Source organism: Sphingobacterium sp. CZ-2 (assembly GCF_004526235.1).
GTDB classification, from domain to species: domain Bacteria; phylum Bacteroidota; class Bacteroidia; order Sphingobacteriales; family Sphingobacteriaceae; genus Sphingobacterium; species Sphingobacterium tenebrionis.
This window is the reverse complement of record NZ_CP038159.1, coordinates 121,326-145,400: the sequence shown is the minus strand read 5'-3', so window position 1 is coordinate 145,400 and position 24,075 is coordinate 121,326. Positions and strand designations below refer to the sequence as shown.

At 41.0% G+C, this 24,075-nt stretch carries 22 protein-coding genes and 3 pseudogenes; 17 read left to right on the top strand and 8 right to left on the bottom strand.

Features of this window, described 5'->3' with window-relative positions:
• The first annotated feature begins 4 nt into the window (after positions 1–4).
• Positions 5–1,030 (top strand): LacI family DNA-binding transcriptional regulator, encoded by a 1,026-nt coding sequence (locus E3D81_RS00645; protein ID WP_099366064.1) that lies wholly within the window; start codon positions 5–7, stop codon positions 1,028–1,030.
• Here E3D81_RS00645 and E3D81_RS00640 read toward each other — a convergent pair.
• Positions 1,020–2,585: an MFS transporter gene (locus E3D81_RS00640; protein ID WP_099366063.1), complete on the bottom strand. Its 1,566-nt coding sequence runs from the start codon at positions 2,583–2,585 to the stop codon at positions 1,020–1,022. The genes E3D81_RS00645 and E3D81_RS00640 overlap by 11 nt on opposite strands.
• A gap of 193 nt (positions 2,586–2,778) precedes the next feature.
• Between E3D81_RS00640 and kduI the strand changes: the two genes are divergently transcribed.
• Genes kduI through E3D81_RS00625 form a run of 3 tightly spaced genes read left to right on the top strand, consistent with a single transcriptional unit; the run spans position 2,779 to position 5,518 of the window.
• On the top strand, positions 2,779–3,624 hold the full coding sequence (gene kduI, locus E3D81_RS00635) for a 5-dehydro-4-deoxy-D-glucuronate isomerase (RefSeq protein ID WP_099366062.1): 846 nt from the start codon (positions 2,779–2,781) through the stop codon (positions 3,622–3,624).
• Between the two features lie 2 nt (positions 3,625–3,626).
• A complete protein-coding gene (locus E3D81_RS00630; protein ID WP_099366061.1) occupies positions 3,627–4,742 on the top strand; it encodes a DUF4861 family protein in 1,116 nt (371 codons plus the stop codon).
• A 5-nt stretch (positions 4,743–4,747) separates the two neighbouring features.
• Entirely contained in the window at positions 4,748–5,518 is a 771-nt protein-coding gene (locus E3D81_RS00625) for an SDR family oxidoreductase (protein WP_099366060.1), read from the top strand.
• A 23-nt stretch (positions 5,519–5,541) separates the two neighbouring features.
• On the opposite strand, the gene E3D81_RS00620 is transcribed toward E3D81_RS00625, so the two are convergent.
• Both E3D81_RS00620 and E3D81_RS00615 read right to left on the bottom strand, forming a co-directional pair.
• Complete coding sequence (locus E3D81_RS00620; protein ID WP_099366059.1) at positions 5,542–6,798, bottom strand: glycoside hydrolase family 88 protein; 1,257 nt, start codon at positions 6,796–6,798, stop codon at positions 5,542–5,544.
• A gap of 36 nt (positions 6,799–6,834) precedes the next feature.
• Complete coding sequence (locus tag E3D81_RS00615; RefSeq protein ID WP_099366058.1) at positions 6,835–8,106, bottom strand: DUF2264 domain-containing protein; 1,272 nt, start codon at positions 8,104–8,106, stop codon at positions 6,835–6,837.
• 149 nt (positions 8,107–8,255) lie between these two features.
• Between E3D81_RS00615 and E3D81_RS00610 the strand changes: the two genes are divergently transcribed.
• On the top strand, positions 8,256–10,709 hold the full coding sequence (locus E3D81_RS00610) for a glycosyl hydrolase family 95 catalytic domain-containing protein (RefSeq protein ID WP_134776073.1): 2,454 nt from the start codon (positions 8,256–8,258) through the stop codon (positions 10,707–10,709).
• Between the two features lie 2 nt (positions 10,710–10,711).
• Here the strand turns inward: E3D81_RS00610 and E3D81_RS00605 are convergent, their stop codons facing one another.
• Positions 10,712–12,307 (bottom strand): glycoside hydrolase family 31 protein, encoded by a 1,596-nt coding sequence (locus E3D81_RS00605; RefSeq protein WP_134776072.1) that lies wholly within the window; start codon positions 12,305–12,307, stop codon positions 10,712–10,714.
• Between the two features lie 10 nt (positions 12,308–12,317).
• A complete protein-coding gene (locus tag E3D81_RS00600) occupies positions 12,318–13,109 on the bottom strand; it encodes a DUF1080 domain-containing protein (RefSeq protein ID WP_134776071.1) in 792 nt (263 codons plus the stop codon).
• A 467-nt stretch (positions 13,110–13,576) separates the two neighbouring features.
• Here E3D81_RS00600 and E3D81_RS00595 point away from each other — a divergent pair, with 467 nt between their 5' ends.
• Together E3D81_RS00595 and E3D81_RS00590 are read left to right on the top strand one after the other, a co-directional pair.
• Positions 13,577–14,617: an IS110 family transposase gene (locus E3D81_RS00595; protein ID WP_003010395.1), complete on the top strand. Its 1,041-nt coding sequence runs from the start codon at positions 13,577–13,579 to the stop codon at positions 14,615–14,617.
• Positions 14,618–14,748: 131 nt separating this feature from the next.
• Positions 14,749–15,216, top strand: a pseudogene (locus E3D81_RS00590) (transposase); the annotation flags it as partial.
• Positions 15,217–15,328: 112 nt separating this feature from the next.
• Here the strand turns inward: E3D81_RS00590 and E3D81_RS00585 are convergent.
• Positions 15,329–16,876, bottom strand: a complete 1,548-nt coding sequence (locus tag E3D81_RS00585) for a sulfatase (RefSeq protein ID WP_134776069.1) — start codon at positions 16,874–16,876, stop codon at positions 15,329–15,331.
• A gap of 203 nt (positions 16,877–17,079) precedes the next feature.
• Here E3D81_RS00585 and E3D81_RS00580 point away from each other — a divergent pair, with 203 nt between their 5' ends.
• The gene (locus tag E3D81_RS00580) at positions 17,080–17,427 is read left to right on the top strand and encodes a hypothetical protein (RefSeq protein WP_134776068.1); all 348 of its coding nucleotides are present in this window, start codon (positions 17,080–17,082) and stop codon (positions 17,425–17,427) included.
• Positions 17,428–17,601: 174 nt separating this feature from the next.
• On the opposite strand, the gene E3D81_RS00575 is transcribed toward E3D81_RS00580, so the two are convergent.
• The gene (locus tag E3D81_RS00575) at positions 17,602–17,814 is read right to left on the bottom strand and encodes a hypothetical protein (protein ID WP_134776067.1); all 213 of its coding nucleotides are present in this window, start codon (positions 17,812–17,814) and stop codon (positions 17,602–17,604) included.
• An 874-nt stretch (positions 17,815–18,688) separates the two neighbouring features.
• The gene (locus E3D81_RS00570; protein ID WP_134776066.1) at positions 18,689–19,597 is read right to left on the bottom strand and encodes a LysR family transcriptional regulator; all 909 of its coding nucleotides are present in this window, start codon (positions 19,595–19,597) and stop codon (positions 18,689–18,691) included.
• Positions 19,598–19,695: 98 nt separating this feature from the next.
• Between E3D81_RS00570 and E3D81_RS00565 the strand changes: the two genes are divergently transcribed.
• The 9 genes and pseudogenes from E3D81_RS00565 (at position 19,696) to E3D81_RS00535 (ending at position 24,026) form a co-directional block, all read left to right on the top strand.
• On the top strand, positions 19,696–20,307 hold the full coding sequence (locus E3D81_RS00565; RefSeq protein WP_134776065.1) for an NAD(P)H-dependent oxidoreductase: 612 nt from the start codon (positions 19,696–19,698) through the stop codon (positions 20,305–20,307).
• 79 nt (positions 20,308–20,386) lie between these two features.
• Positions 20,387–20,686, top strand: a complete 300-nt coding sequence (locus tag E3D81_RS17545) for an aldo/keto reductase (RefSeq protein WP_262708798.1) — start codon at positions 20,387–20,389, stop codon at positions 20,684–20,686.
• A 26-nt stretch (positions 20,687–20,712) separates the two neighbouring features.
• Positions 20,713–21,366, top strand: a pseudogene (locus E3D81_RS00560) (aldo/keto reductase).
• Between the two features lie 19 nt (positions 21,367–21,385).
• The gene (locus E3D81_RS17620; protein ID WP_410528430.1) at positions 21,386–21,610 is read left to right on the top strand and encodes a VOC family protein; all 225 of its coding nucleotides are present in this window, start codon (positions 21,386–21,388) and stop codon (positions 21,608–21,610) included.
• Between the two features lie 71 nt (positions 21,611–21,681).
• Positions 21,682–21,888: a VOC family protein gene (locus tag E3D81_RS17425; protein WP_245153255.1), complete on the top strand. Its 207-nt coding sequence runs from the start codon at positions 21,682–21,684 to the stop codon at positions 21,886–21,888.
• Between the two features lie 264 nt (positions 21,889–22,152).
• Positions 22,153–22,374 (top strand): annotated as a pseudogene (locus E3D81_RS00550) (conjugal transfer protein TraG); the annotation flags it as partial.
• Between the two features lie 94 nt (positions 22,375–22,468).
• The gene (locus tag E3D81_RS00545) at positions 22,469–22,993 is read left to right on the top strand and encodes a TetR/AcrR family transcriptional regulator (protein ID WP_134776064.1); all 525 of its coding nucleotides are present in this window, start codon (positions 22,469–22,471) and stop codon (positions 22,991–22,993) included.
• Between the two features lie 4 nt (positions 22,994–22,997).
• A complete protein-coding gene (locus tag E3D81_RS00540; RefSeq protein WP_134776063.1) occupies positions 22,998–23,408 on the top strand; it encodes a nuclear transport factor 2 family protein in 411 nt (136 codons plus the stop codon).
• A gap of 33 nt (positions 23,409–23,441) precedes the next feature.
• The gene (locus E3D81_RS00535) at positions 23,442–24,026 is read left to right on the top strand and encodes a Crp/Fnr family transcriptional regulator (RefSeq protein ID WP_134776062.1); all 585 of its coding nucleotides are present in this window, start codon (positions 23,442–23,444) and stop codon (positions 24,024–24,026) included.
• Positions 24,027–24,075 lie beyond the last annotated feature (49 nt).

Below are 24,075 nucleotides of genomic sequence, written 5' to 3'. Positions count from 1 at the left end.
CCTTATGAGCAATATTACCCTTAAGGAGCTGGCGAAAAAACTGGAACTTTCGGTATCCACTGTTTCCAAAGCCTTGAATGATAGTTTTGAAATCAGTGAAGAAACCAAGGTTCGGGTTCGAGCGATGGCGGAGAAATACCATTATCGCCCGAATATATTGGCCAAGAGCCTGAAGATGGGTAGAAGCAATACCATAGGTGTCATAATCCCTTATCTATCCAATCCTTTTCAGTCGCAGGTATTGGAAGGGGCCCATCAGGCGGCCTATGAAAATAATTTCAAATTGGTTTTCATGCAGAGTCGTGAGAATTCCAAGATGGAACAGGATGCCCTAAAAACTTTCCGGCAGCAAAACATCGATGGGATCATCATTACCCCAGCAGCAGAAAGCCATATCAAAACCCTGAAACAATATAACCAGGAGTTCCCCATCGTATTGGTAGATCGGATTGATTTTGAATTGGATACCTTTAAAATCGGGGTGAACAGTGAGAAGGGAGCCTATGATGCCACCCAACATTTGATCGATATGGGTAGAAAGGAAATCCTTTTGTTATGTGGTAAGAACATAGGCATCAATAAGGATCGGATTGCTGGTTATAAGAAAGCGCTTTTGGCGAATTATATCCCTTTGGATCCCAGCAACATTATACAGGTGGAATACGGACAGACCCGAGAGGAATTGATTAAAAACCTGCGTATTTTATTGGAGCGGAGAATAAAGGAATTGGACCATCCCATAGGCCTCCTCGGCACAACGGATACCCTTACGGTTGCCAGTTTAGGAATCCTTTCCCAATTAAACCTTCAAGTTCCTTCGGAAGTGGCTGTGATTGGTTTTGCCAACACCGAAATGGCAGAATCCTTAAACCCATCCCTATCGACCATTGTACAACCGGCCTTTGAAATCGGATATCTCGGCGTCAGCAAATTAATAGAAACCATTGTATCCAAAAACCGCTTTGAAATGGCATTTAACACCACAATGCTCGAAAGCCGGATTATCGAAAGGAAATCGACTAAAGCTTAACCTGCTTCATCTTAGGCACCAATAATTTCATGATAAACCAAGCGATGAGATAAGCAACGGCACAATAGGAAAAGACGAGCATATAACCTTTATCAATCCCATTAGCCACAGTTTCCCCTTGTTTGGTCAAATATTTTAGGAATTCGTCGATATTTGCTACATCAAACTTTTCAAAGAAAGCTTTTCTGCTATCCACATTGGCAATCTCCGGATACTTTTCAAGTAGGTTCACCCCATTTACCTTGCTCCAATGCGTTTCTGCATAATCGAATAATTTCCCAGAATAGATGTTGATGAAGAAGGATCCCAATCCACCTGCCAAACCACCAATTCCTGTTACCGTAGCGATGGCTTTTTTAGGGAACATATCCCCTACTGTGGAGAAAATATTAGCTGACCAAGATTGATGCGCCGCGGCACCTATACCGATCAGTATTGTCGGCACCCAAAAAGACAAATGTCCGTAAGGCTGGGCAAGAAGAACCAATAAAGGAAAGAAGGCAAAAATCAGCATCGCTCGCATCCTTCCTTCGTAGGCATTCATGCCTCGATTAATGAACAAGGATGGCAACCAACCTCCAATCAGGGAAAGCATGGTAATGCTGTACAGTACAAAAAGAGCCAATTGACCGCTCCATTCGGAAGATTTAATGCCATACACCGAGCTCAGATAGGCAGGCATCCAAAATAGGTAGAACCACCAAACACCATCTGTCATAAATTTACCCACAGCGAATGCCCAAGTTTGGCGATGTTTTAAACAATTTAAGATGGAGACTTTTCCTTGGGTTACAGGAACTGTCTGTTCATTTTCTGCAGGGGGAATATCATCCTGTTGGATATAGGCCAATTCTGCTTCATTCACCTTCGGATGTACTTCGGGTTTATCATACATAAATACCCAAAATCCCATCCAAACAAAACCTAAAGCACCAATGATGATAAAGGACATTTCCCAGCCATACCATTTGGCAATAACTGGAATACTTAATGGAGCCGCCAAAGCTCCGATGGTAGAACCGGCGTTGAAAATACTGGTTGCAAAGGCACGATCTTTTTTCGGAAAATATTCCGCTGTGGTCTTGATCGCCGCGGGGAAGTTTCCCGCCTCACCAATGGCAAGGACAAAGCGCACAAAAATAAAGAGCACCACACTGACATTGACTACCCTGGAGAAATCATGAATGCCAGCAATCACCTCTTTTGCTCCTTCGAAGCCTACGAACCATTCGCCTGCTATTATACCCGAGGTTGCAATCCCACAAAAGGCATGTAGGATAGCTCCCACCGACCAGATGGCAATTGCCCATATAAAGCCTTTTTTGGTATCCAGCCAATCTACAAATCGACCCGCAAAAAGCATCCCGACGGCATAAAAAATTGAGAATAACGCCGTGATCAATCCGTAATCATTGTTCGTCCAATGGAACTCGGGAGCTATAAAATCTTTCCAGGTTAGGGAGAGTACTTGTCGGTCTAAATAGTTAATGGTAGTAGCAAAAAACAATAATGCGCATATGGTCCAACGGTATTTTCCAGCTTTTTGATGGTTCATTAGTTTTGTAATTGGTGTGATGTTTAGGTAAATGCAAAACATCCTGTATAATAAAATCCAATTTGCTAATAAAAGTTCAAATAAAAAAGACCTAATTACGCGAACGTTTTCGGAACATTTCGAAATCGATTTCGCAATAAAAGCAACAATTAACACATTTCTAATGTTAACTTGTTGACAAATTAAGTCTTATATGAAAACTACATTTGAAAGCAGATACGCAATCGGTCCTAAAGAAACGAAAACCTTGGACACCCAGGGACTTCGTGAAAACTTCTTGATCGAGCAGTTGTTCTGGGAAGATCGTGTACATTTTGTTTACTCCCATTTTGATCGCTATATGACTGGCGGTGCTATGCCCGTTCAGGAAAGGGTAAAATTGGAAACGATCAATGAACTACTGAAAGAGCCCTTTTTCTTGAGCAGAAGAGAGATCGGTATCATCAATGTAGGCGGCGATGGAAAGGTAGAGGTAGATGGAGAAACCTATGAATTGGGTTTTAAAGAAGCGCTTTATATTGGACAGGGAGCCCAAGAAGTTTATTTCAGCAGCCACAATGCGGCCAAGCCTGCCAAGTTTTACCTGAATTCTACGCCAGCACATAGGTCCTATCCAACAAAAAAAGTAACCAAGGAACAGGCGAACAAAATCGAACTGGGAAGCTTAGAAACGGCCAACCATCGGATCATCAATCAGATGTTATTGCATACCGTATTGGAAACTTGCCAGCTGCAGATGGGGATGACCGAATTGCAGGTAGGTTCCGTATGGAACACCATGCCGGCACATACCCACGAACGAAGAATGGAGGTTTACTTTTATTTTGATATTCCCGAAGGACAGGCGGTCTCCCATTTTATGGGCCCTGTAAATGAAACCAGGCATATCTGGTTGGGGAATGACCAAGCGGTTATTTCACCACCATGGTCTATACATGCCGGCGCGGGAACCAGCAATTATACCTTTATCTGGGGAATGGCAGGTGAAAACCTGGATTATGACGATATGGACAAAAGTCCGATAACGGAATTGAAATAATCATGAAAGCGCTTTTTGGAATCCTTTTTCTTCTCGCATGCTCTATTTCGAGCTTTGCACAGAAACAGATCATCGTCCAAAATCCTTCTGCCCATGTGAGAAAGGAATTGATCGCTATTCCTTTCGAGAAATTCAAGGCAAGCTTTTCAGTAGATACCGTCTTTTCTATATGGGATGAACAGGGAAATGAATTACCCCATCAATTGGAAAAACTAGGACAATCTTCCCCACAGAATGTGTTGATATTAGTGGATCTAAAGGCGAAGGAAAAAGTAAAGCTCTCAGTTAGTGGAACGAGCGGGAAAGTTTATCCAGCCAGAACCTATGCTCGCTATGTTCCTGAGCGCTACGATGATTTTGCTTGGGAAAACGATGTGGTTGCTTTTCGGATGTATGGCAAAGCATTAGAAGGAAGACCAGATGATGCGCAAGGCATGGACTATTGGGCAAAAAGAACAGATAAATTGATTATTGATGCCTGGTATAAGTCTGGGGATTACCATAAAGACCATGGCGAAGGCTTGGATTATTATTCGGTAGGACAGACCTTGGGTATGGGCGATATGGCTTTTTATCCAGAAGGGAAAATCCATTACAGCAAACATTATCGAAGTTTTAAGCTTTTGGACAATGGTCCATTAAGAAGTACCTTTTTACTAATATATGAACCCGAAAATATCCAAGGCCAGCAGATAAGATTTCAAAAGCAGATCAGTTTAGATGCAGGAAGTCATTTCAATCGCATCGAATTATCCATGCACAATGCAAGTACAGCTAACACGCCCTTTGTAATCGGCTTGGCAAAACGAAAGGAAAAAGAGCCTTTGTTCCTTTTGGGTAAAGGGAACCGTAGTTTATCCTATTGGGAGCCTGAGATCAATAAGAGCGGAAGAACAGGAGTCGCCATCATCATTCCAGACCAAAAGGTAGAATTTATAAACGATAGACCAGAACAGTTTCTACTGTTAAGCAAGGCTAAAAATAATCGTCCCTTTGTTTATTACAATGGTGCCACGTGGAACAGGGCAGGAAAAATTACGGATGAAAAGGCTTGGGCAAAGGCAGTAGAAAGCGAAAAAGAAAAAATTGAAAAACCAATAAAAGTCACTGTAAAATAAACGATATGTCGGTATTAAACACATTCGATCTTAGTGGAAAAACCGCTTTGGTAACAGGTTGTAAGCGAGGGATTGGCAAGGCCATTGCCGAAGGATTGGCCGAAGCCGGAGCGGATATCATTGGTGTTTCTGCAAGTCTGGAACGCCAAGGTTCTGAGGTGGAAAAATCCATCCAGCAATTGGGAAGAAAGTTTTTCGCGTATCAATGTGACTTTTCAAACCGAGCGAACCTTTATCAGTTTATTTCTGAGGTAAAACAAGACCATCCACAGATCGACATTCTTTTCAACAATGCGGGGAATATCCTCCGAAAACCAGCTGCAGAACATCCCGATGAATATTGGGATGAAATTATAGAGATCAATCAAAATGCACAATTTATCCTTACTCGAGAGATTGGGAAGGAAATGATTGCCCGTTCATTTGGTAAAATCATCTTTACGGCTTCTCTATTATCTTTTCAAGGCGGAATCAATGTGCCTGGCTATGCTGCTTCCAAAGGTGCGATTGCCTCCATGACCAAGGCTTTTGCGAATGAGTGGGCATCCAAGGGGGTCAATGTCAATGCGATCGCGCCTGGCTACATTGCAACAGACAATACTGAGGCCTTACGCAACGATGCTGATCGATCGGCTTCGATATTAGACCGCATCCCTGCCGGCAGATGGGGGGACCCAGAAGATTTCAAAGGTCCCGCTGTATTTTTAGCATCTGCAGCATCCAATTATGTTCATGGAGCCATCCTTACAGTGGATGGGGGTTGGATGGGAAGATAGGTTTAGGTCTTTCCCTCCATTTTTTATTTCAATTCCTTTAATCTGGTCAAGCCTTCCAGAAAATAATAATCGGCATAGACCAATGGCCTATCGATCTCAGAGTTGTGGGGAAGACTCCCTACACAGTGTTTCAACAGAAAACCACCATTCTCACCATATCCTGCAAAATATTCAGGCCTTGAAAGGGTTTCCAATGTTTCCTTGGCGAAGTTCAAATAGGCTTTTTTATCCTTGCCTTTGGAGAAGGTCGACAGTTCGATCAAAGCTGAAGCAACAATAGCCGCTGCCGAAGCATCTCTAGGGATGTAATTCAAGTTCCGTTTCGAAAAATCCACTACAGGTGTATATCCTTCCTGTCCAGCATTGAAATCCCAGTTCGGAATCTTATCCTTTGGTAGGTTTGGGTGGTTCATATAGAATTTAGCCGCCTTTTGCGCCGTTTCCAGGTATTCCGGTTTTTTGGTTTCTCTATACATCATCGTGAAGCCATAGATCGCCCATGCCTGTCCTCGTGCCCAAGTGGAATTATCGGCATAGCCTTGGCTCGCTTGTCTATGCACCACATTACCAGACAGGTCATAATCCACCACATGATAGGTGCTGTAATCCGGCCTGAAATGGTTCTTCATGGTTTTATCGGCATGGCTGATCGCCACTTGCCTGAATTTGGGATCTCCCGTAAGATCGGATACATAACAAAGCATTTCCAGGTTCATCATGTTATCAATAATAACAGGATATTTCCAAGGTTTGGATTTGTCCCAACCACCTTTAGAATCCCAGGATTTTATCAAGCCTACCTTAGGGTCATAACGTTTTAAAGCCGTATTTGCCGAATAGATGATCAAATCTTTATAGGTTTTAACTTTTTCTGGATCTTTCAGGTATTTGATGGCATTACCATAGGAGCAATACATCACAAAACCAATATCGTGGTTTACGGTAAAATCCTTTGCTTTTTCCAACGCCTCAGTCCATCGAATGGCAGCATTCTTTGTCTGTTCATTTCCAGATTGATGGTATAAAAACCATAGGGATCCTGGGAAAAACCCACCGGTCCAATCCCATTCATTGGTTCCCACGAGTTTACCTGATTTATTGGTCGTTCTTGGAAATAACTTGATTGCATCCGCTTCTTTCGTCAGAAATTCATACTGCTTCTCGGCTTTTACAAAGCTTTCCTTAATAAAAGATGGCGGCTTTGCTGCCATACTTATTAACAACAGGGATGCTACGGCTGCAACGCCTGTTTTTTTGAATTTATGGAGGTTGATTCTCATAGTTTATATTTTTAGTTGATTAGCAAAGTCTATTCTTTAATAAGTTACGTAATAATCTTTGGGAAATACTTCGCCGGAAAAAGCCTTTTGAGAAGTCCATTTCTCGGCTGGGCTGCTCCAGAATTCATCAGATGCAGGCAGTCCCAAAGGCAAAAAAGCTAAAGAAGCTTCATATAGCGAGCCAACATTGGTATAGTAGTCGGCTAAATTGCCTTGTTTATCAGAGGTTAATCCAAGCACTAACCATCCATGTTTATCATAAATATCATGTTGGTAGATGTTTTTCATGATGGCTGTTAAGCCCGCTCTTACCTGGCCTGGTTTTAGGTCCTTCGGTAATTTTTTTTCCAATGCCACTTGCGCTAAGGGTTGGAAACCTCCATTTCTGTAGGTAGAGCTCCGGCCGATGACCGGGAAATAACCCTCCGGCGAGATCAATCTTTCCAAATGGGTAGCATATCGTTGCATGCGCTTGTAGGCTCTATCGTATTTTTCCTGATAGTTCCCTGCTTTTAAATTCTGTCTTAGCGTTTCCACCAACATACTGTGGATCACATAGCCATTGTAGTAATCGAAGGAAAAGGATTTTCCATCGCTGTACCATCCATCGCCAACATACCATTCCGTATCAAAGGTATCAACCGCATGATCTATTTTTGTTCTTTCCGGTTCTACCCCGACACTATACAGAAAACTCTCGGTCATAGCGGCAAACAATATCCAGTTGTTCGGACCAGGTTTTATCCAACGGATATGTTTGAATTCGCTGATCAGCTGATCTTTTGTTTTTTGAGGAAGGGGATCCCATAGGGCTTTAGGAGCACGCATAAACGCTAAGGCAAGGTGGGCTGCATCGACCAAGGTCTGAGAGGACTTGTCCCTCCAGGCAAAATAATCGGGAGAATTCGGATCTACACCATGAATCAGGCCTTGGATGGTCTGCTCCCTAAACTTTTTTCTAAGCTTGCCTTCGGAAGTATTATCATCGGGTAATGCCAGCCATGGCGCAATACCGGCTATCAATCTGGCAAAAGCTTCCAGGTAGCCCACTTTCGGATTGCGGCCATCAAAACTGCTGGAAACAATCATTGGCATATTTATCTGAAAAGTACCTTTACTAATGTTCTCCAGAATTGGACTAGCCATCTTCACCAGAACGGAAACCCAATAGGCCCGATCATCTACTTGTTTATGATCAGGTAAATGGTTTTTTGAAAAAGGGTCTACTTTGCTAGTTGCCTGGGCCCTCTGCATGGTTAATCCTGCAAATAATAATCCTGCCTGTTGTAACCAAGTCCGTCTTTTCATGATTTTGCGTTATAATGGAGTTCCAATTTAATAAGCATTTAACAATAAAAGATGTTTTATTCACGAAAACGATTTCTTAATTAAATTAAGGGAATTGGGATTTTACTTTGTAAGTTTAGTATTCATCCTCATAACCTATAAATTATTCCATGCAAAGAATCTATCTACCTATCTTATTTCTGCTGAGCATTTTTAACATCGAGTCGAATGCCCAGAGCAATTCAGCATATATGATCAAAGCAGATCGCCCTGCCGAATTTTGGGAGGAGGCATTTCCCTTGGGAAATGGTCAAACGGCGGCCATGGTTTTTGGCGGAATATCCGAAGAGTTGATTCAACTCAACGATCATACCTTATGGTCCGGAACCCCAGATCCGGGCAACAATCCTGCTGCAGCGGGTCTATTGCCTGTATTGAGGAAACAGATTTTTGCGAAGGAATATGCAAATGCAGAGGCTACCTGGCGGAAAATGCAGGGACCGTATTCGGCCAGGTATCTTCCTTTGGGTGACTTGCAACTTCAATTTGACCATCAAACCCAAGAGGCTAAGAATTATTTAAGAACATTGGATATCCAACAAGCCGTAAGCACGGTTAGCTATGAATTGAATGGGATTACCTACGAACGATCAGCTTTTATCAGTCATCCCGCGAAAGCATTGATCATTCATATTAAAGCAGACGAGAAAAAAAGTGTCAGTTTTCGTGTAAGGATGAGCAGCAAATTAGAGGCTTCCTCAAGCATCGTATCCGATCAATTGATATTAAAAGGCCGTACGCCATCCATCGTTGCGCATCGGAATTATTTCCCCGAGCAAGTAGTATACAAGGAAAAGGAAGGGATGCTATTTGAGGCCAAACTGGCCATCAAACATAAAGGAGGTACCCTGAAAACTAATGGGGAATTTTTGGAAGTTAAAGATGCAGATGAGGCCACCCTTTATCTCACAGAAAACACCAGCTTCAATGGATTTGATAATTCTGCTATGGCAGATGGAAAAGATCCTGGAAAAGAAGCAGCAAAGAAAATGAAATTGGTGCTGAAAAAGGATTATCAAACCTTAAAGAGAGAACATAGCAGCGATTTCCGCCGATTATTTGATCGGGTTGAATTTGAATTGGGTGTTTCCATGGATCAGAATAACCTGATGACGGTTGATCGAATCCGGAATTTTGAGAAAGATCCCACGGATTTTCAATTACAGACCTTGCTCTTTCAATTCGGCCGCTACCTGTTGATTTCCAGTTCTCGACCAGGCAGCCGTCCTGCCAACCTGCAGGGCATCTGGAACGATAAGGTTCAACCGCCATGGGGCAGTAACTATACGATCAATATCAATACCGAAATGAACTATTGGCTAGCGGAAAATAGTAACTTATCCGAATGTCATCAACCGCTATTGGATTTTATTGGGGAACTGGCCATTAATGGAAAGGAAACTGCGAAAGTCAATTATGGAATCCATGAAGGTTGGGTCGCCCATCATAATTCAGACCTTTGGGCGAAAACCTCCCCCGTTGGAAACTTCGATCAGGACCGGACCTATTATCCGGAGGCTTTCTGTTGGCAAATGGGCGGAGCTTGGCTTTCCCTCCATCTTTGGGAACATTTCCAATATACCCAAGATAAAACGTTCCTATCCGAAAAAGGCTATCCACTGATGAAGGGTGCTGCACAATTCATGATGCATTGGCTAGTGGAAGATCCCGAATCAGGGTTCCTGGTAACTGCCCCTTCCAGCTCACCCGAAAACCATTTCAATTATCAAGGAAAAGGGTATAGTATTGGAAAAGCCACCACCATGGATATTTCCATTGTTCGGGAACTTTTTACTGCGGTGATCCAAGCTTCAGAGGAACTAGGATCAGATGCGCAATTTAGAAAGGAACTGATTGGGTTTAAGGAGAGGTTATATCCATTTCAGGTTGGCAAATATGGACAATTGCAGGAATGGTCGGATGACCTGGATGATCCCAAGGATACTCATCGACATATCTCGCATCTTTTTGGTCTTTTTCCTGGAACACAGATTTCCCCCGGTTTTTCGGATGATCTGGTAAATGCGGCGAAACAGACCTTGGCGCATCGGGGTGATATCAGTACGGGTTGGAGCATGGCTTGGAAAATGAATTGGTGGGCGAGATTAAGGGATGGTGATCGGGCATACCAGATCCTGAACAAGTCCTTCGGGTTTTTAGAGCCTGTTGAAAAGAAGGTGGAAAAAAGACGATCGGGCGGCGGATTGTATAGCAACCTGTTCAGTGGGCATCCTCCTTTTCAGATTGATGCGAACTTTGGGGTAACCGCGGGAATCATCGAAATGCTGATGCAGAGTCATTTAGGTGAAATACGGCTCCTACCTGCCTTGCCAAGTGTTTGGAAAAATGGAAGGATAAAGGGTATTAAGGCTAGGGGTAATTTCGAACTGGATATGGAGTGGAAAGATGGGGAGATTGTAAGGTTAGAGGTAATTTCGCTGGCCGGGAAAGACTGTAACCTGCTGTTCCCGAATAGGGTAAGGTGGAAATCAAAGAATCAAACAGGAAACTCCTTTCAGTTCAAAACCAAGAAAGGAGAAAGGTATGTTTTTGAGAAGATCTAATCTTAGATCTTCTCAAAGTATGGCAATCTTTTCAGCGGAACATCGATCTTGATGGATTTCCCACCTTTGTGTATTTTTCCAAGATCGTCTTTCCATCTACCTTTAGGCAGTTTGACCAGGCGACTATCTTCTTCTGTTATAATCGGAGCGACCAAGAATTTATCGCCAAGCATAAACTGATCCTTGCAGGTTTCAAATCCTTGATTAGGGAATTCGTACTCCAGGTGTCTTACTATTGGCTCTCCAGTTTTAATGGAATATTTTGCCAGGTCTAAAATATAGGCTCCAAATTTTTCATGCAGTTTGGCCATGTTCTTGGTGATCTCCAGGTGTTCCTGATTCAAAATCCGCCAAGGTGCCACCGAAAATTGCATCATCGGCATCAGGGCATGCACCTGGGCAGAGCGAACAATCAATTTCTGATTGAATTCATTTTCTTTGATATTCAGAAAAGTGGCAAAATTACCGCCTCCGATCATATCCGGACAGGTATAGGCATAGCCCAAAAGACCTGAAGCGAGCATATCCGGAATCAACATCTGCATTGCCCGCCAGGAGTAGGCTTTATCGCCCAATCTCTGTACCAAGGGCTGATTACCCATTTTCCATCCTGAATGGTATTCATTAAACGGAAACTCCAATCCTATTTTTGCCCAAGCCATGGTATGGTCTATGGATAATGCACTGCTGTCAAAGCTTGCCAATCGATCCATCCTGTAGAATTCATTGTCGCCGGCATCAAACTTAAACCCATCGATACCATAATCTTGTTGCATCTTCTTCAGTTTGCCCACAAAATAGGCTTTGGCGTCAGGATTTGTAAGATCAAGACAGGCGCTTTTACCATTCCACCAAGAAATGATCGCTGGGCTTTTTGTTGCCTTCTCCTTGATCAGATAGCCTATGGCGGAAAGTTCCCTATACTCCGGACTATCAGGGCTTATAAACGGACAAATCCATAACATGACCTTGAAACCCATATCATGAAGCTGTTTGACCATCGCTTTAGGATCAGGGAATTTCTCTGCCCGAAAATCATAATTTCCATAATAGCGCTGCCAGTTATCATCGATCATTAATACCCCTGTAGGAAAATCATTATCAACGATAGCCTTTGCATATTTTAGGATATCCTCCTGGTTTTGATTGTACATCAATTCGATCCAGGTATTATATTGAGGCTTTAGGAAAAAGAGGGAATCGGGAAGAATCGGGTTTGCTGGGAAGTACAATTTGCTGGCTGCCATATAAGCTGATCGAAGGGTATTCCCCTCCGTTTGCAATTTTAGATCTTCGTATTTGGAGACTACTTCGATGCTGTTTTCTTCGGTTATCTGAAATTTGAATGGCTTATCCGCCCAAAGGAACCTCCCTTTATTCGAAATCAATAAGGGCACAACTTGATTATTGAGGTTCTGGTATTCCAGATCAAAACCTTTGGTTTCCATTTCAAATGGCATGGTGGATCCTAGCGCCACTGCCCCACCCCACCAGTATTCCTTTGGTTGGGGAATGATGTTGATGCTTTTGGTTTGGGCAAAAACAGAGGTGAAAGCCAGGGTTGTTAATAGTATGGCTAAAAAAGAAGTTCTTTTCATGTGTGATTTTTTATTTTTTCAATTCCTTAATCCAAATATTCTTAAAATCTACCGGCTGACCCTCACTCTGAAGTGCGATGAATCCACTGCTAAGTAACTTGCCATCGATTTTTATTTTCGGATCATATCCATTGGCGGTACCACCGCCTATTTGGGGCTTGGCATACTGCAGAACCGTATCTCCATTAATGATATGTTTTATCAGAGAATCTCCCAAAACAATTAATTCTCCTTTTACCCATTGATCTCCATCATAGGTTTTGGAGGTTGAATTCAAGCAATGGGTAGAAGCTATTTTTCCTTGATAAACCACATTGGTTCCTGGAGAGCACATATTACCGGTTGGCCTGGGCTTTCCATCAGAAAGTCCACCCAACAATTGCATTTCTACAGAAATTGGCCAGTCTTGCTCCTTTAACATGCCTCTCGGATCTTGGGAATGGAACATCACCCCGCTATTCCGAAGGGTATAGGAAGGGGCTCCACGAAGCAGCTCTCCAACAAACCTATACTCAAATTTTAAGTGATAATAGGAAAAAGGCTTTTTATAGTATAAGTGGCCAAATTGGTCGTTGAAATCACCATACTGGTCATATCGGATTTTAATAATACCATCCTCAACCCGAAAGGTATTTCCAAAGTTTTCGCCTTCTTCATGGTGATGGATCTTCACGAACCAATCCTTAATGTCCTTTCCATTAAATAGGGGTTTCCAACCATTTTGATCGTTTTGGGACTTATTGCCCGCACAACCGATAGCGAATAAAGAAAAAATGATAAAAGATAAAAAAACACGTTTCATGAATAAGAAATATAAAGATTAAATTAATTTCAATTCAGTACTAGTTTGTGTTTGTTTTAATAGGTTCTGTAAAGATAGGATTTTAAAGGAATAAATTCCTTTAGTAGGGAGCATTAATTCCAGGAAGTGATAATCTGACATAGATAATATAATAGCCTACTTAGTTCGAGGTAAATCGGGGCTGTAAGCACTTTTCAAGGGGCTGTCTCCTATGTTTGTGTCAAGCAAATGTAGGAGACATTTTTTGTTTTATAGATTTGCTGTATTTAGTGAAAAGAGGGAGAGCCTAGGGCTGTCTTAGTAGCTTTTTTAGCATACTGATTTTTAGAGATGGCCTTCCTCTTTTTCGCTTCCTAAGACAGAACAGAATGTAAGGCGGAATTACAGTCCAGCTTGAATATCCATAAGGAGACAAGTCCAAGGGAAGTTTCACTATTGATTTTTCAGTTTCACATCAAAAAATTAACATGAAAACACTCAAGCAGGTCGTTGGCATTGACGTCGGTAGTAAGGAACTGGTCGTATGCTTTGGCAAGATCTTTTCCAATCTGGATAAAAAGCTGTGCCAATATGGTAATTTCCGAAACTCGGATAAAGGTTTGATAAAGCTTTACGAATGGGTACAGACCCATACCTGTGAGGATAGTCCTCTTCATTTTGTCATGGAGGCTACAGGCGTTTATCACGAAAAGCTAGCCTATTTTCTGGAAAGCAAGGGGTGCAATATCAGTATTGTCCTGCCAAACAAGATCAGCAACTATTTCCGTACCTTAGAGATCAAGACGATAACGGATAGTACCTGCTCGGAAGCTATCACCTTATTTGGCCTAGAGCGCAACCTGGAGTTGTGGCGCAAGCCAGACCCCACCTATAAGCGTTTGAAGCAGCTGACCCGGGAGAGAGACCAATTGGTACAGGAACGTACTGCTGTCAAGAACCAGCTACATGCAGAACAGGCAGAGGCAGAACCCAATGAAAACTCTATAGGACGGATAAAGGAACGCATAGCAGTACTGCAAAGACAGGAAAAGGAAATAATGACCGAGTTAAAGCTCATTGTTAAGGAGAGTTCCTTACTCAAAAAACAAACAGATAACCTGACCACAATCCCTGGAATTGGACTGCTGACAGCAGTAACAGTATTGGCAGAAACGAATGGATTTGAGATGATCCGAAATAAAAAGCAACTGGTAAGCTATGCCGGCCTGGACATAAAGGAAAAACAGTCCGGAACATCGATCCAGAGCAAACCTACCATATCCAAACGGGGCAACAGATACCTGAGAAAATCCCTTCATTTACCTGCATTGGCCGCCATAAGGCATGATGAACATTATTCTAATACATTTACAAGGCTTGTTTCAAGAAATGGCATCAAAATGAAAGCAGCAGTAGCTGTGCAAAGGAAACTTCTAGAGCTGATGTTTATAATTTATAAAAACGAACAGCGGTATGATCCACAATACCATCTCCAAAAGTATCAGAACGAAAAAGTAGATACAAATTAGGGCGGCCAAAAACGGCTACCCTAAACAGGCTGGCAATAGACCGCCTAAAACCCGAAATTACAAAAAAAAGATAAAATTGACTTGTATATTAACACAGAATCTAAAAAGGTCTCTTAAAAGGACAGAAGCTCAGCTTTATCGGTCATGCAACCAGAGTCAGTGCCAACGGATACACTGCCCAGGTCAGCTGTTACCAGGCTCGGCGATGTGAGGGCTGCCCGATGCGCAGTGGGTGCCATAAAGCTAAAGGCGATCGGCTCATTGAAGTGAACCACAGGCTCAATAAGCTCAAGGATAAAGCCCGGGAAAGACTGCTGTCGGAAGAGGGAATGTACCATCGGAGCAAGCGACCCATAGAAGTGGAAGCTGTATTTGGTCAGATGAAAAGCAACAACAGGTTTACCCGGTTCACAATGAAAGGACTGGATAAAGTCGCTGTGGAATTCGGTTTGATGGCCATTGCCCATAACCTCAGAAAATGGGCGAAAAAGTGGGCAAACAACCCTTTATTTGGGAATGGATATGACCATAAAGTCCTATACACGATAAAAACAGCAGTCAGGATCGTCAAAACCACAACATATAGACTTGCTGCTTAAAAATTGTAAATGAAAACAGTAATGAAATAGCAAAAGCTATAAAATAAAAGAAGGTGCCTTTTTAGACACCTCCTTGAACCCAGTCTCCAACAATTAGAGAAAGTTTTGTCCTTTAATTCAATTCATCTGGAAAAGGAACTTTTTTACCACTAGCTTTAATAACGGGCATTTGTGCCTCCCATCTTTTTAATTGATCGCTTAGGATCTTGCTTAATGCCCTCAGCTCTTTTGGGTTTTTATCCGATAGATCATTCATCTCCCCAATGTCTTCTGTTATATTATACAATTCCAATTTCCCTTTTTTCATTTCATAGACCAGTTTGAAATCTCCTCTTCGGATAGCTGAGAAAAAGTTTATTCCAGGACCATCAGGAACAGTCCATTTATTGGGGATATGCCAAATCAAACTCCTATTTTTCCAAGAACCATCTGTCTTACCTTTGGTCAAACTTGCCAAGCTCTTTCCATCTATATTTTTTTGAACCAGGGAGTAATCTTTAATATGTGCATACTCCAGTATCGTAGGGAAAAGATCTTCGATAATTACAGGAACATCTGATATTCTTTCCTTCCCATCCTGAACATCCTTAATTAGCAAAGGCACCCGAATCCCACCTTCATAAATAGAGCCTTTGCCGGCACGCAAGGGTAAGTTTTGGGTATGATTCGCTCCAGACCGCATCGGTTTAAGGCTCAGTCCTCCATTGTCACTTAAAAATATAATAACCGTATTTTCATATACCCCTTTTTCTTTAAGCACATGGATGATGTCGCCAATACTCTTATCGAATCCTTCGACAAGTGATGCATAAGCTGCTTCCGTAGCGTCCAAACCATTGCCTAAATACTTTTGGACAAATCTTGGGTCGGGCTGGATCGGAACATGAACAGCATAGTTGGAGAAATTCAAGAAAAACGGTTCCCCTCGTTTTATGGGTTCGGAGATGGCTTTAATCGCTTCTAATGTTAGGGCTTCTGTGAGAAATGTTTCGCTACCATAATATTCCATCAAATCGGGAACGGCTTGAAGGCTTGCTTTCCCTGGCATATTCCCATAATGCTGGTGGGCGTAATAACTCTGTGGATGTCCTGCTGAATGTCCTGCCACATTCACCATAAAACCTACGTTTTTCGGACTTGCAGCAGGTGTACCTGCCGATCCCCAATGTGCTTTTCCAACATGGATCGTATAGTAGCCATGATCTTTCAATATCATAGGGAAAGGGGTAGCATGAAAGGTTTTTGGTATGTTTGGATCTGGGCTCATCCCGTTGATATTCCAATCTGGAGGGGTTAATAGGTCATCTGGATTGTCCGTGGGTTTATTCGCCAATGGATGGGTCCAGTTTGTAATTCTGTGATGGGCAGCATTCACACCGGTCAACATACTTACCCTGGAAGGTGTACAAACAGGTGTAGCATAGGCATTGGTAAATTTTGTGGATTCTTTAGCCAGTAACTCCAGGTTAGGGGTATGGAATTTCTTATTGATTGCTGTTTTTCCTTTATAAAATGGAACGGAAATATCCTGCCAGCCCAAATCATCAACAAAGAACACCACAATGTTGGGTTTATCTTTATTCTGTGCAAAAGATGGAAAGATCTGAAGGATAAGGATAATAAGAAAAAATAGTTTATAGGTTATTTTGGAGGTTTTCATAGTCAATTAGGAAAATTCGGTAGATTGCTTTTTCCTAATTTAAGTTTTAAATTGAAATGAAGAAAATATATTCTTCATAAAAAAGCTGTCATCAGGAATTTTCCGGGTTGCTAAGACAGCTGAGAATTAAAAAATGTAATGTAGCAGTTTTGCTTTAGTTCACGTTGAAGTAATACAATTAATTCTAATTTAAACTTATATCTATGAAAAATTTAATGGTCTCGCTTGTTGTTTTTAGCTCTTTATTCCATCTCGCCTGCGAAAAGGATAGGAATAATAAAAACATTTCAGCCTGCGCTTTATCTATGAAACATAAATTTGAAAAGGAACTTGTGTGTACAGAAAAGGGTACTATGGAAAGTAATTTATATGAGGGTATCTATAATAATCAAAAAGTTTATTTTGTAGATATTATGTGTCCTAGTTGCAATACAGCAGCTCTTCAATTTGGATATACTTGTGATGATAAAAAGGTAATGTTTGAAGAGTTTTCTAAGGTGAAGGATGTAAAACAAGTGTATAATAGCTGTACGAAGGAGTTTATGGAATAATAAATGGATTATAAAAATAGCAGGTGTCTAAAAAGTCACCTATTTCGGTTTTATTGCTTTTGCAATTTCAATCCTGATTTCATTTTTGGGTTTTAGCAGAAAGTCTATATTTTGTGATTCTGATGTTCAGGCAGGGTTCTGGTGTCGGCAGTCGTTTGATGGATGGGTGATGAACTAGTTTTCGGTGCTGATCTGTGTATTGTAGGCCGGTTTAAGCTGACCATTCTTCATGTGGTCCACTTTCATCCGCATGAACACTACATCGGTATCGGTCCTACTATAACTGTTGCGATCTCCCTGTACTTCCTGTTGCTCCTCATATTTCTCCAATCGGGCCAGATAGTCCTCTTCAAGATTCCTCAGCTGTTTAACGGTGGATTTATCCACTCTTTTGAGCCTGGCATTGATCGCTTTGAACTTTTCCTTCAGTTGGATACTATCAATGGCCCTGCTGACCTCTTGATGCCCTAATTAAGTTGGTCTTTGGCGATCTGTACGTCGATATCCGCAAGGACCGAAGCGATGTTCGTCTCCAGTTTTACCTTATTCTTCTCCATCGATCTCTTCCAAACAAAGATATAGCGACCAGAAGCCGATTCGATCTTGGTACCTTTTACAAACTGGACTTTCAGTTGACATATTCCATATTATGCAGCAACCGAACAATCCTGGCAAACAGCTCCTGTATCTGTCCCTTAAGATGCTTTCCCCTGAAATAATTGATCGTATGGTAATCCGGGGGACTGTTCTCCGAATGCAACATGAAACGATGTTCTCGTGAAGGGCACGCTCGATCTTGCGGCAGGAATACATATTTCTCAAATAGTCGTAGAACTATACCTTGATGAGCATCCTGGGATGGAAACTGGTCGTGTGATATGTTCAAGATCCAACCGTTCTACAACCTCACTCACCAACCGAAACGGATGGTTCAATGGGATACGCTCGAAAATATTCTCAGGAAAAAGCCTCAGACTATTGGCGGGAAGCGCTTTGAATTCTATGTTTCACATATTTTTTTGGGTGCACCTTAAGATACAAAATCTTAGGGACAAAAAACAGAAAAATCCTGCCATTTTTTAATGACAGGGTTCTTTTTTAAGAGACCTTTTTAGACAGCCTGTTTTTGTGCACCCGCTGGTACAGAACTCGAACTCCTTTTTGGATGATTTAAGACGACTAAATCAATTGAAAGGCATTGATATTCAGAATGTTAAATAAATTTTTAAATTTATACCCGAGAACTATTATTCCATGAATTTTAGTCCACTAATTCCCATCTCTTTTCGAGTAAATGTTCTAATCGATCTATTTCATCGCAGTACATCGTCTTTTTCCTTGTTCCGAAATAAAGAATATTTTCCATCGGATGATTGCCTTCCCAAACCAATATTATTTTCCCTGAAGCAATGGCTTCTCTGCAAAGAAAATCGGGAACAATCGAAAAACCCTTACCCTCGCTCAAACAACGAATTATGGAACTGATATTGGGTACAATGTAATTCGGACTAAAATCGGGATGCTCACCAAAGTGCTTCAACCAGAAATTCTTTAAATGCTCCATATCCGCCGCCGTGCTGTACCAAAGTTGCTTTTTTAGTATATCGGCTGCTGCTTTTATTTCATTCTTTTGTAATAGCCTTTCCAGTGCAGTCGTGTCGGTTTCACTGCCGGCAATCAGCACAATCCTTTCCTTAGAAAACGGACGATATACCAAATTTTGTTGATCGCCTTTTTGCGGCGTAATAATCAAGTCGAGCAAACCGCTGTCCAAATCGTGCTGCATTTGCGGGTATTCACCAAACTTAATAATCAGGTTAAACGGCAATCCGGAAATATGCTCTTCCAATGTGTATTGAAAAGTCTCAAAACACATGCCCACGCTGATTGTGGCACGCTCATCCTGTGAATGTTTATGAAAATGTTCCTCGCCCGTTTCCAGTTTCTTTAACGGATCTAAAATATAGTTATATAGGATTTTTCCTTTTTCCGTGGGCACCATTTTTCGTGCAGAGCGATCAAATAATTTATAACCCGTAAAGGCTTCCAGTGAGTTCAAATGCAGGCTTACGCCGGGTTGGGAAATAAACAATTGCTGTGCTGCAGCAGAGAGCGTTCCTGTTTCATAAATCGCTTTATAGGTGCGCAGCCATTCCAAATTCCATTTCATATCTATTATTTTTATGATACAAATATGCAATTTAAATTATTTTGATAATATAATATTATGATAGAATTTTGCACAATCAACTAATATGGTTATATAAAATGAAGATATTTATTATAAACGGCGGACAGGTCTTCGCACATTCAGGCGGGACATTCAACAATACCTTAACGGAGTGGACAAAATCGTTTTTCGAGAAAAACGATTTTGAATTACGGATCACCAATATCAATGATGATTTTGATGCGCTCGAAGAAGTAGAGCATTTTAAATGGGCTGATGTTATCATTTATCATACACCTATTTGGTGGTTTCAGGTACCGAATCGCTTGAAAAAATACATCGATGAAGTTTTCTCCGCCGGTCATCAAAACGGCATTTACAGAAGCGATGGAAGAAGCCGCAACCATCCTGAAATCAATTATGGGACAGGTGGGTTAATGCAAGGTAAAAAATACATGGTTACCTCCACTTGGAATGCACCCTCTACGGCTTTCACGTTGCCGGGAGAATTTTTCGATCAGACCGCTGTGGATGATGGTATATTATTTGGTTTTCATAAGATGAATCAGTTTGTCGGCATGGAAAGAATTGATGGATTTCATTTTCACGATCTGGAAAAAAACGCAACAGCTGAGCGCGTCGATAAGTATCATCGCGATTATTTGAAACATATAAGAGAGGCTTTCATTTTAAAAAAACAATTGTCATGAACATTTATTTAACAGCAGCCATATAGACAAAGTCTAAACAGCTTACATCACAAATTTATTTTATTAATAAACTATAAAAATGGAATACAGAACATTAGGTGACTCCGACTTAAAATTATCATCTATCGCTTGCGGAGCTTTTGCCATAGGAGGCAATATGTGGGGCGGGAACGAACAAAAAGACAGCATCGCTGCAGTGAGAGATGCTATTGATAATGAGGTTACAACTCTTGATACAGCTCCATTCTATGGTTTTGGACTGAGTGAAGAAATAATGGGGAAGGCCATAAAAGGATATGACCGAAGCAAGATTCAACTACTTACCAAATTCGGTTTGGTATGGGAAGGTAGCAACAACGGAAAAGGTGAATTTTTTTGATTCGGAAAACTCAGGAAAAAAAATCCGTGTACAAATTCGCTTCAAAAAACAATGTGATTAAAGAAGCGGAAGAAAGTTTGAGACGCTTAGGGACGGATTACATTGATCTTTTGCAAATCCAATTGCCCGACAACACAACACCAATTGCAGAAACAATGGAAGCGTTGGAATTGTTGATTCAACAGGGGAAAATTCATGCAGCAGGTATGAGTAATTACAGGGTAGCACAGGTAATGGAAGCAAGAAAAACATAGCCAATTTCGAGCAACCAGATAAGTTTCAGAATGCTCAATCGCAGTATAGAAGCAGATTTGGTGCCTTATGCCCAAAAAAACAGTCTCGGAGTTATCGTATACAGCCCAATGGAAAGAGGGTTGCTTACCGGAAAATTTTTTAAAAACGGAAAGTTGAAAGAAAATGACCATAGACATGGCTATTTCAAACAGTTCAACTTGGAAAAGGTAAGTACTTTTTTAGACACAAGCTCCCCGATAGCTGAAGCGAGAAATGCCACTCTTGCTCAATTAGTATTGTGTTGGACAAGCCTGCAACCCACCATTACCGTGGTTTTAGCCGGGACCAGGAATGAAGCACAAGCGATAGCCAACGCGCAAGCGATGGATATAAACATCACACAACAAGAAATGCAGGTGATTGCTAATGGGCTTTCAAAGATTTAAGTAAACATCAAGCACATTAATTCGCTCAGCATTTGATCAAATAGAAAACGAAAAAACAGCAGGGTTCTCAAGTGCCAATCATGTAGGAATCACCGTAAGCAGTCTGGAAAAATCCGTTGCTTTTTACGAAGGATTAACAGGTGTTAAAATAGCCAACAATGATGAAATCGGTGGTCCGAGAATGGCTAAAACACAAGGCCAGGATGATACCTTTTCAAAGGCAACCTTCAATTGGATAATTTGAATATGGATATTTTATAGTATGTACTTCCCGCACCTGAAAAAGTATCATATAAAAATAATCAAATCAATGCCATGCATCTTTGTTTTGAAGTAGATGATATGGATCCTGCAATGAAGCGTTTAAAGGAAGTCGGTGTTGAACCCGAAGGTGCACAGATCGTTTTTCAGGAACAGGATGGCTTAAAAGCGGGTTTCGGAACGGCAGTTGCTTACTTCCGCGATCAGGTTGGTACCAATTTGGAAATCATTGCACCTCGGTTCAAAAGGAAGAATAGTTAATAAATAAAAGCAAAAGCCCTGATTGAAACACAAGGTTTTTTCTTTGTGGAACTTGATAGATAATCGAACCATCCCTCGAACTCATTATGAATTCCGTATTAGTTGATTATGTTTCCCTAACTTTGCCAGGATCAATGATCGGACACAAAAAAGCCTTCAAAATCAAGGATTTTGAAGGCTTAAAGTTACTGTGAACTTACTGGTACGAAACTCGAACTCTTTTTTGGAAGATTAATAGTTATTAAACGTACTGAAAGATTATTTATCGTGGTGGACAATGAAAAGGTGTCTGCCGAAACCAAAGCCTACAAAAAGATACCGCAGATATTATCCTTTACCGATGAAGACGGCAACGACAATATGAAGCAGGTCATCGAAGCCAATTACAGGCAGGTCAAAGCGGACGTTGTACATATTGTGGAAAGCGAAATGGAGCGGATTAAGAATGACCCCGATTTACAGCACTTGATACAGCAAGATGGATAACGGCTAAAATAATGGGTATTCTAAAAAGAATAAATAGACAGACTTGTCTGTTCAGTTATTATTCTATACATTTGCTTTCATAAAGGATATAAACATGAATACCCCAAGAGAAAGAATTATTGATACCGCTTCACTACTGTTCCATCAACAGGGATATAATAGCACTGGAATTAATCAGATTATCAGTGAAGCCAATGTTGCCAAAGCAAGTTTTTACCAACACTTTAAATCAAAAGATGACCTATGTGTTGCGTTTTTAAATGCAAGACATGGATATTGGTTTTCTGAATTGATAACATACGTATCAAAATCGAAAAGCACCAAAAAAAGAATATTGAACGCCTTTGATTTCATTATTTATATGAACGAAAAGGAAGGTTTTAGGGGGTGCAGTTTTTTGAACATCCTGTCGGAAATATCAAAAGAACAAGGTACTATACTTTCAGTTATACAGGCACACAAAAACGACCTTAGAAAATTCTTTGAAAAAGAACTCGGAGAGGAATTGCTATCCGATCACATCTACCTGTTATTTGAAAGTTCAATTATAGAAAGCCAGCTCTTTAAATCAAATGAGTTGGTCGAGAAATCAAAAAAAATCGTAAACAATTTAATTTAAGACAATGGAACAGAAACATCCCTTACCTCCATTTACTTTGGAGACAGCAAAGCAAAAAATCCAAATGGCAGAAGATGCTTGGAATACCAAAAATCCCGAAAAGGTATCAATGGCTTATACCATTGATAGTGAATGGCGAAATCGAAACCTGTTTATCAATGGTCGGAAAGAAATTGTAAGATTTTTGACCGAGAAATGGGAAAAAGAATTGGGTTACAAGCTCAAAAAAGAGTATTGGGCGCATACCGATAATAGAATTGCCGTTAGGTTTGAATATGAGTACAGAAACAAAGAGGGTAAATGGTTTAGAGCCTACGGAAACGAGAATTGGGAGTTCGATGAAAACGGCTTAATGAAAAAACGGTACGCAAGTATCAATGACCTCGAAATAAAAGAGGCTGACAGGTATTTATAATTACTAAATTGTAAACGAAAATGAAATACTTATATGGTCGAAAATACTTTATTAAAAAACATCTCGAAATATATAGATCTTACGCAGGATGAAATTTCAGCTTTCGAGCGTTTTTGGACGGAGAAAACATTGGAAAAGGGGGACTATCTTTTGCGTAATGGCGATACCTGTCGTTATGATAGTTATGTCGTTTCGGGAGCATTAAAAGCATTTTACATCAACGCTGACAATGGCAATGAGGAAATCTTGTTTTTCGCTATCGACGACTGGTGGGCTTCTGACTTAGATAGCTTTTCCAAACAGAAGCCCTCAATATACAACATACAAGCCATAGAAAGAACGACCGTTTTACAGATTAGCCACTATTCTTTTCAGCAGTTACTGGCTGAACTTCCCCGTTTGGAGCGGTACTTTCGGATAATATTAGAAAGTTATCTGGGCGCATTGCAAAAAAGAATTATCTATAACAATGTTCAGGATGCCAAAAGCAGATATTATGCCTTTTTGGAAAACTACCCAAACATAGCATCCAAAGTACCCCAATATCTGATTGCATCGTATTTGGGTGTATCAGCTGAATTTATAAGCCGCATCAAGAAAAAAAATAAACCGTCTTGACCTAGATCAATTTTTTCTCCATCAATTACCGTCAACTTTGCTTCATAAT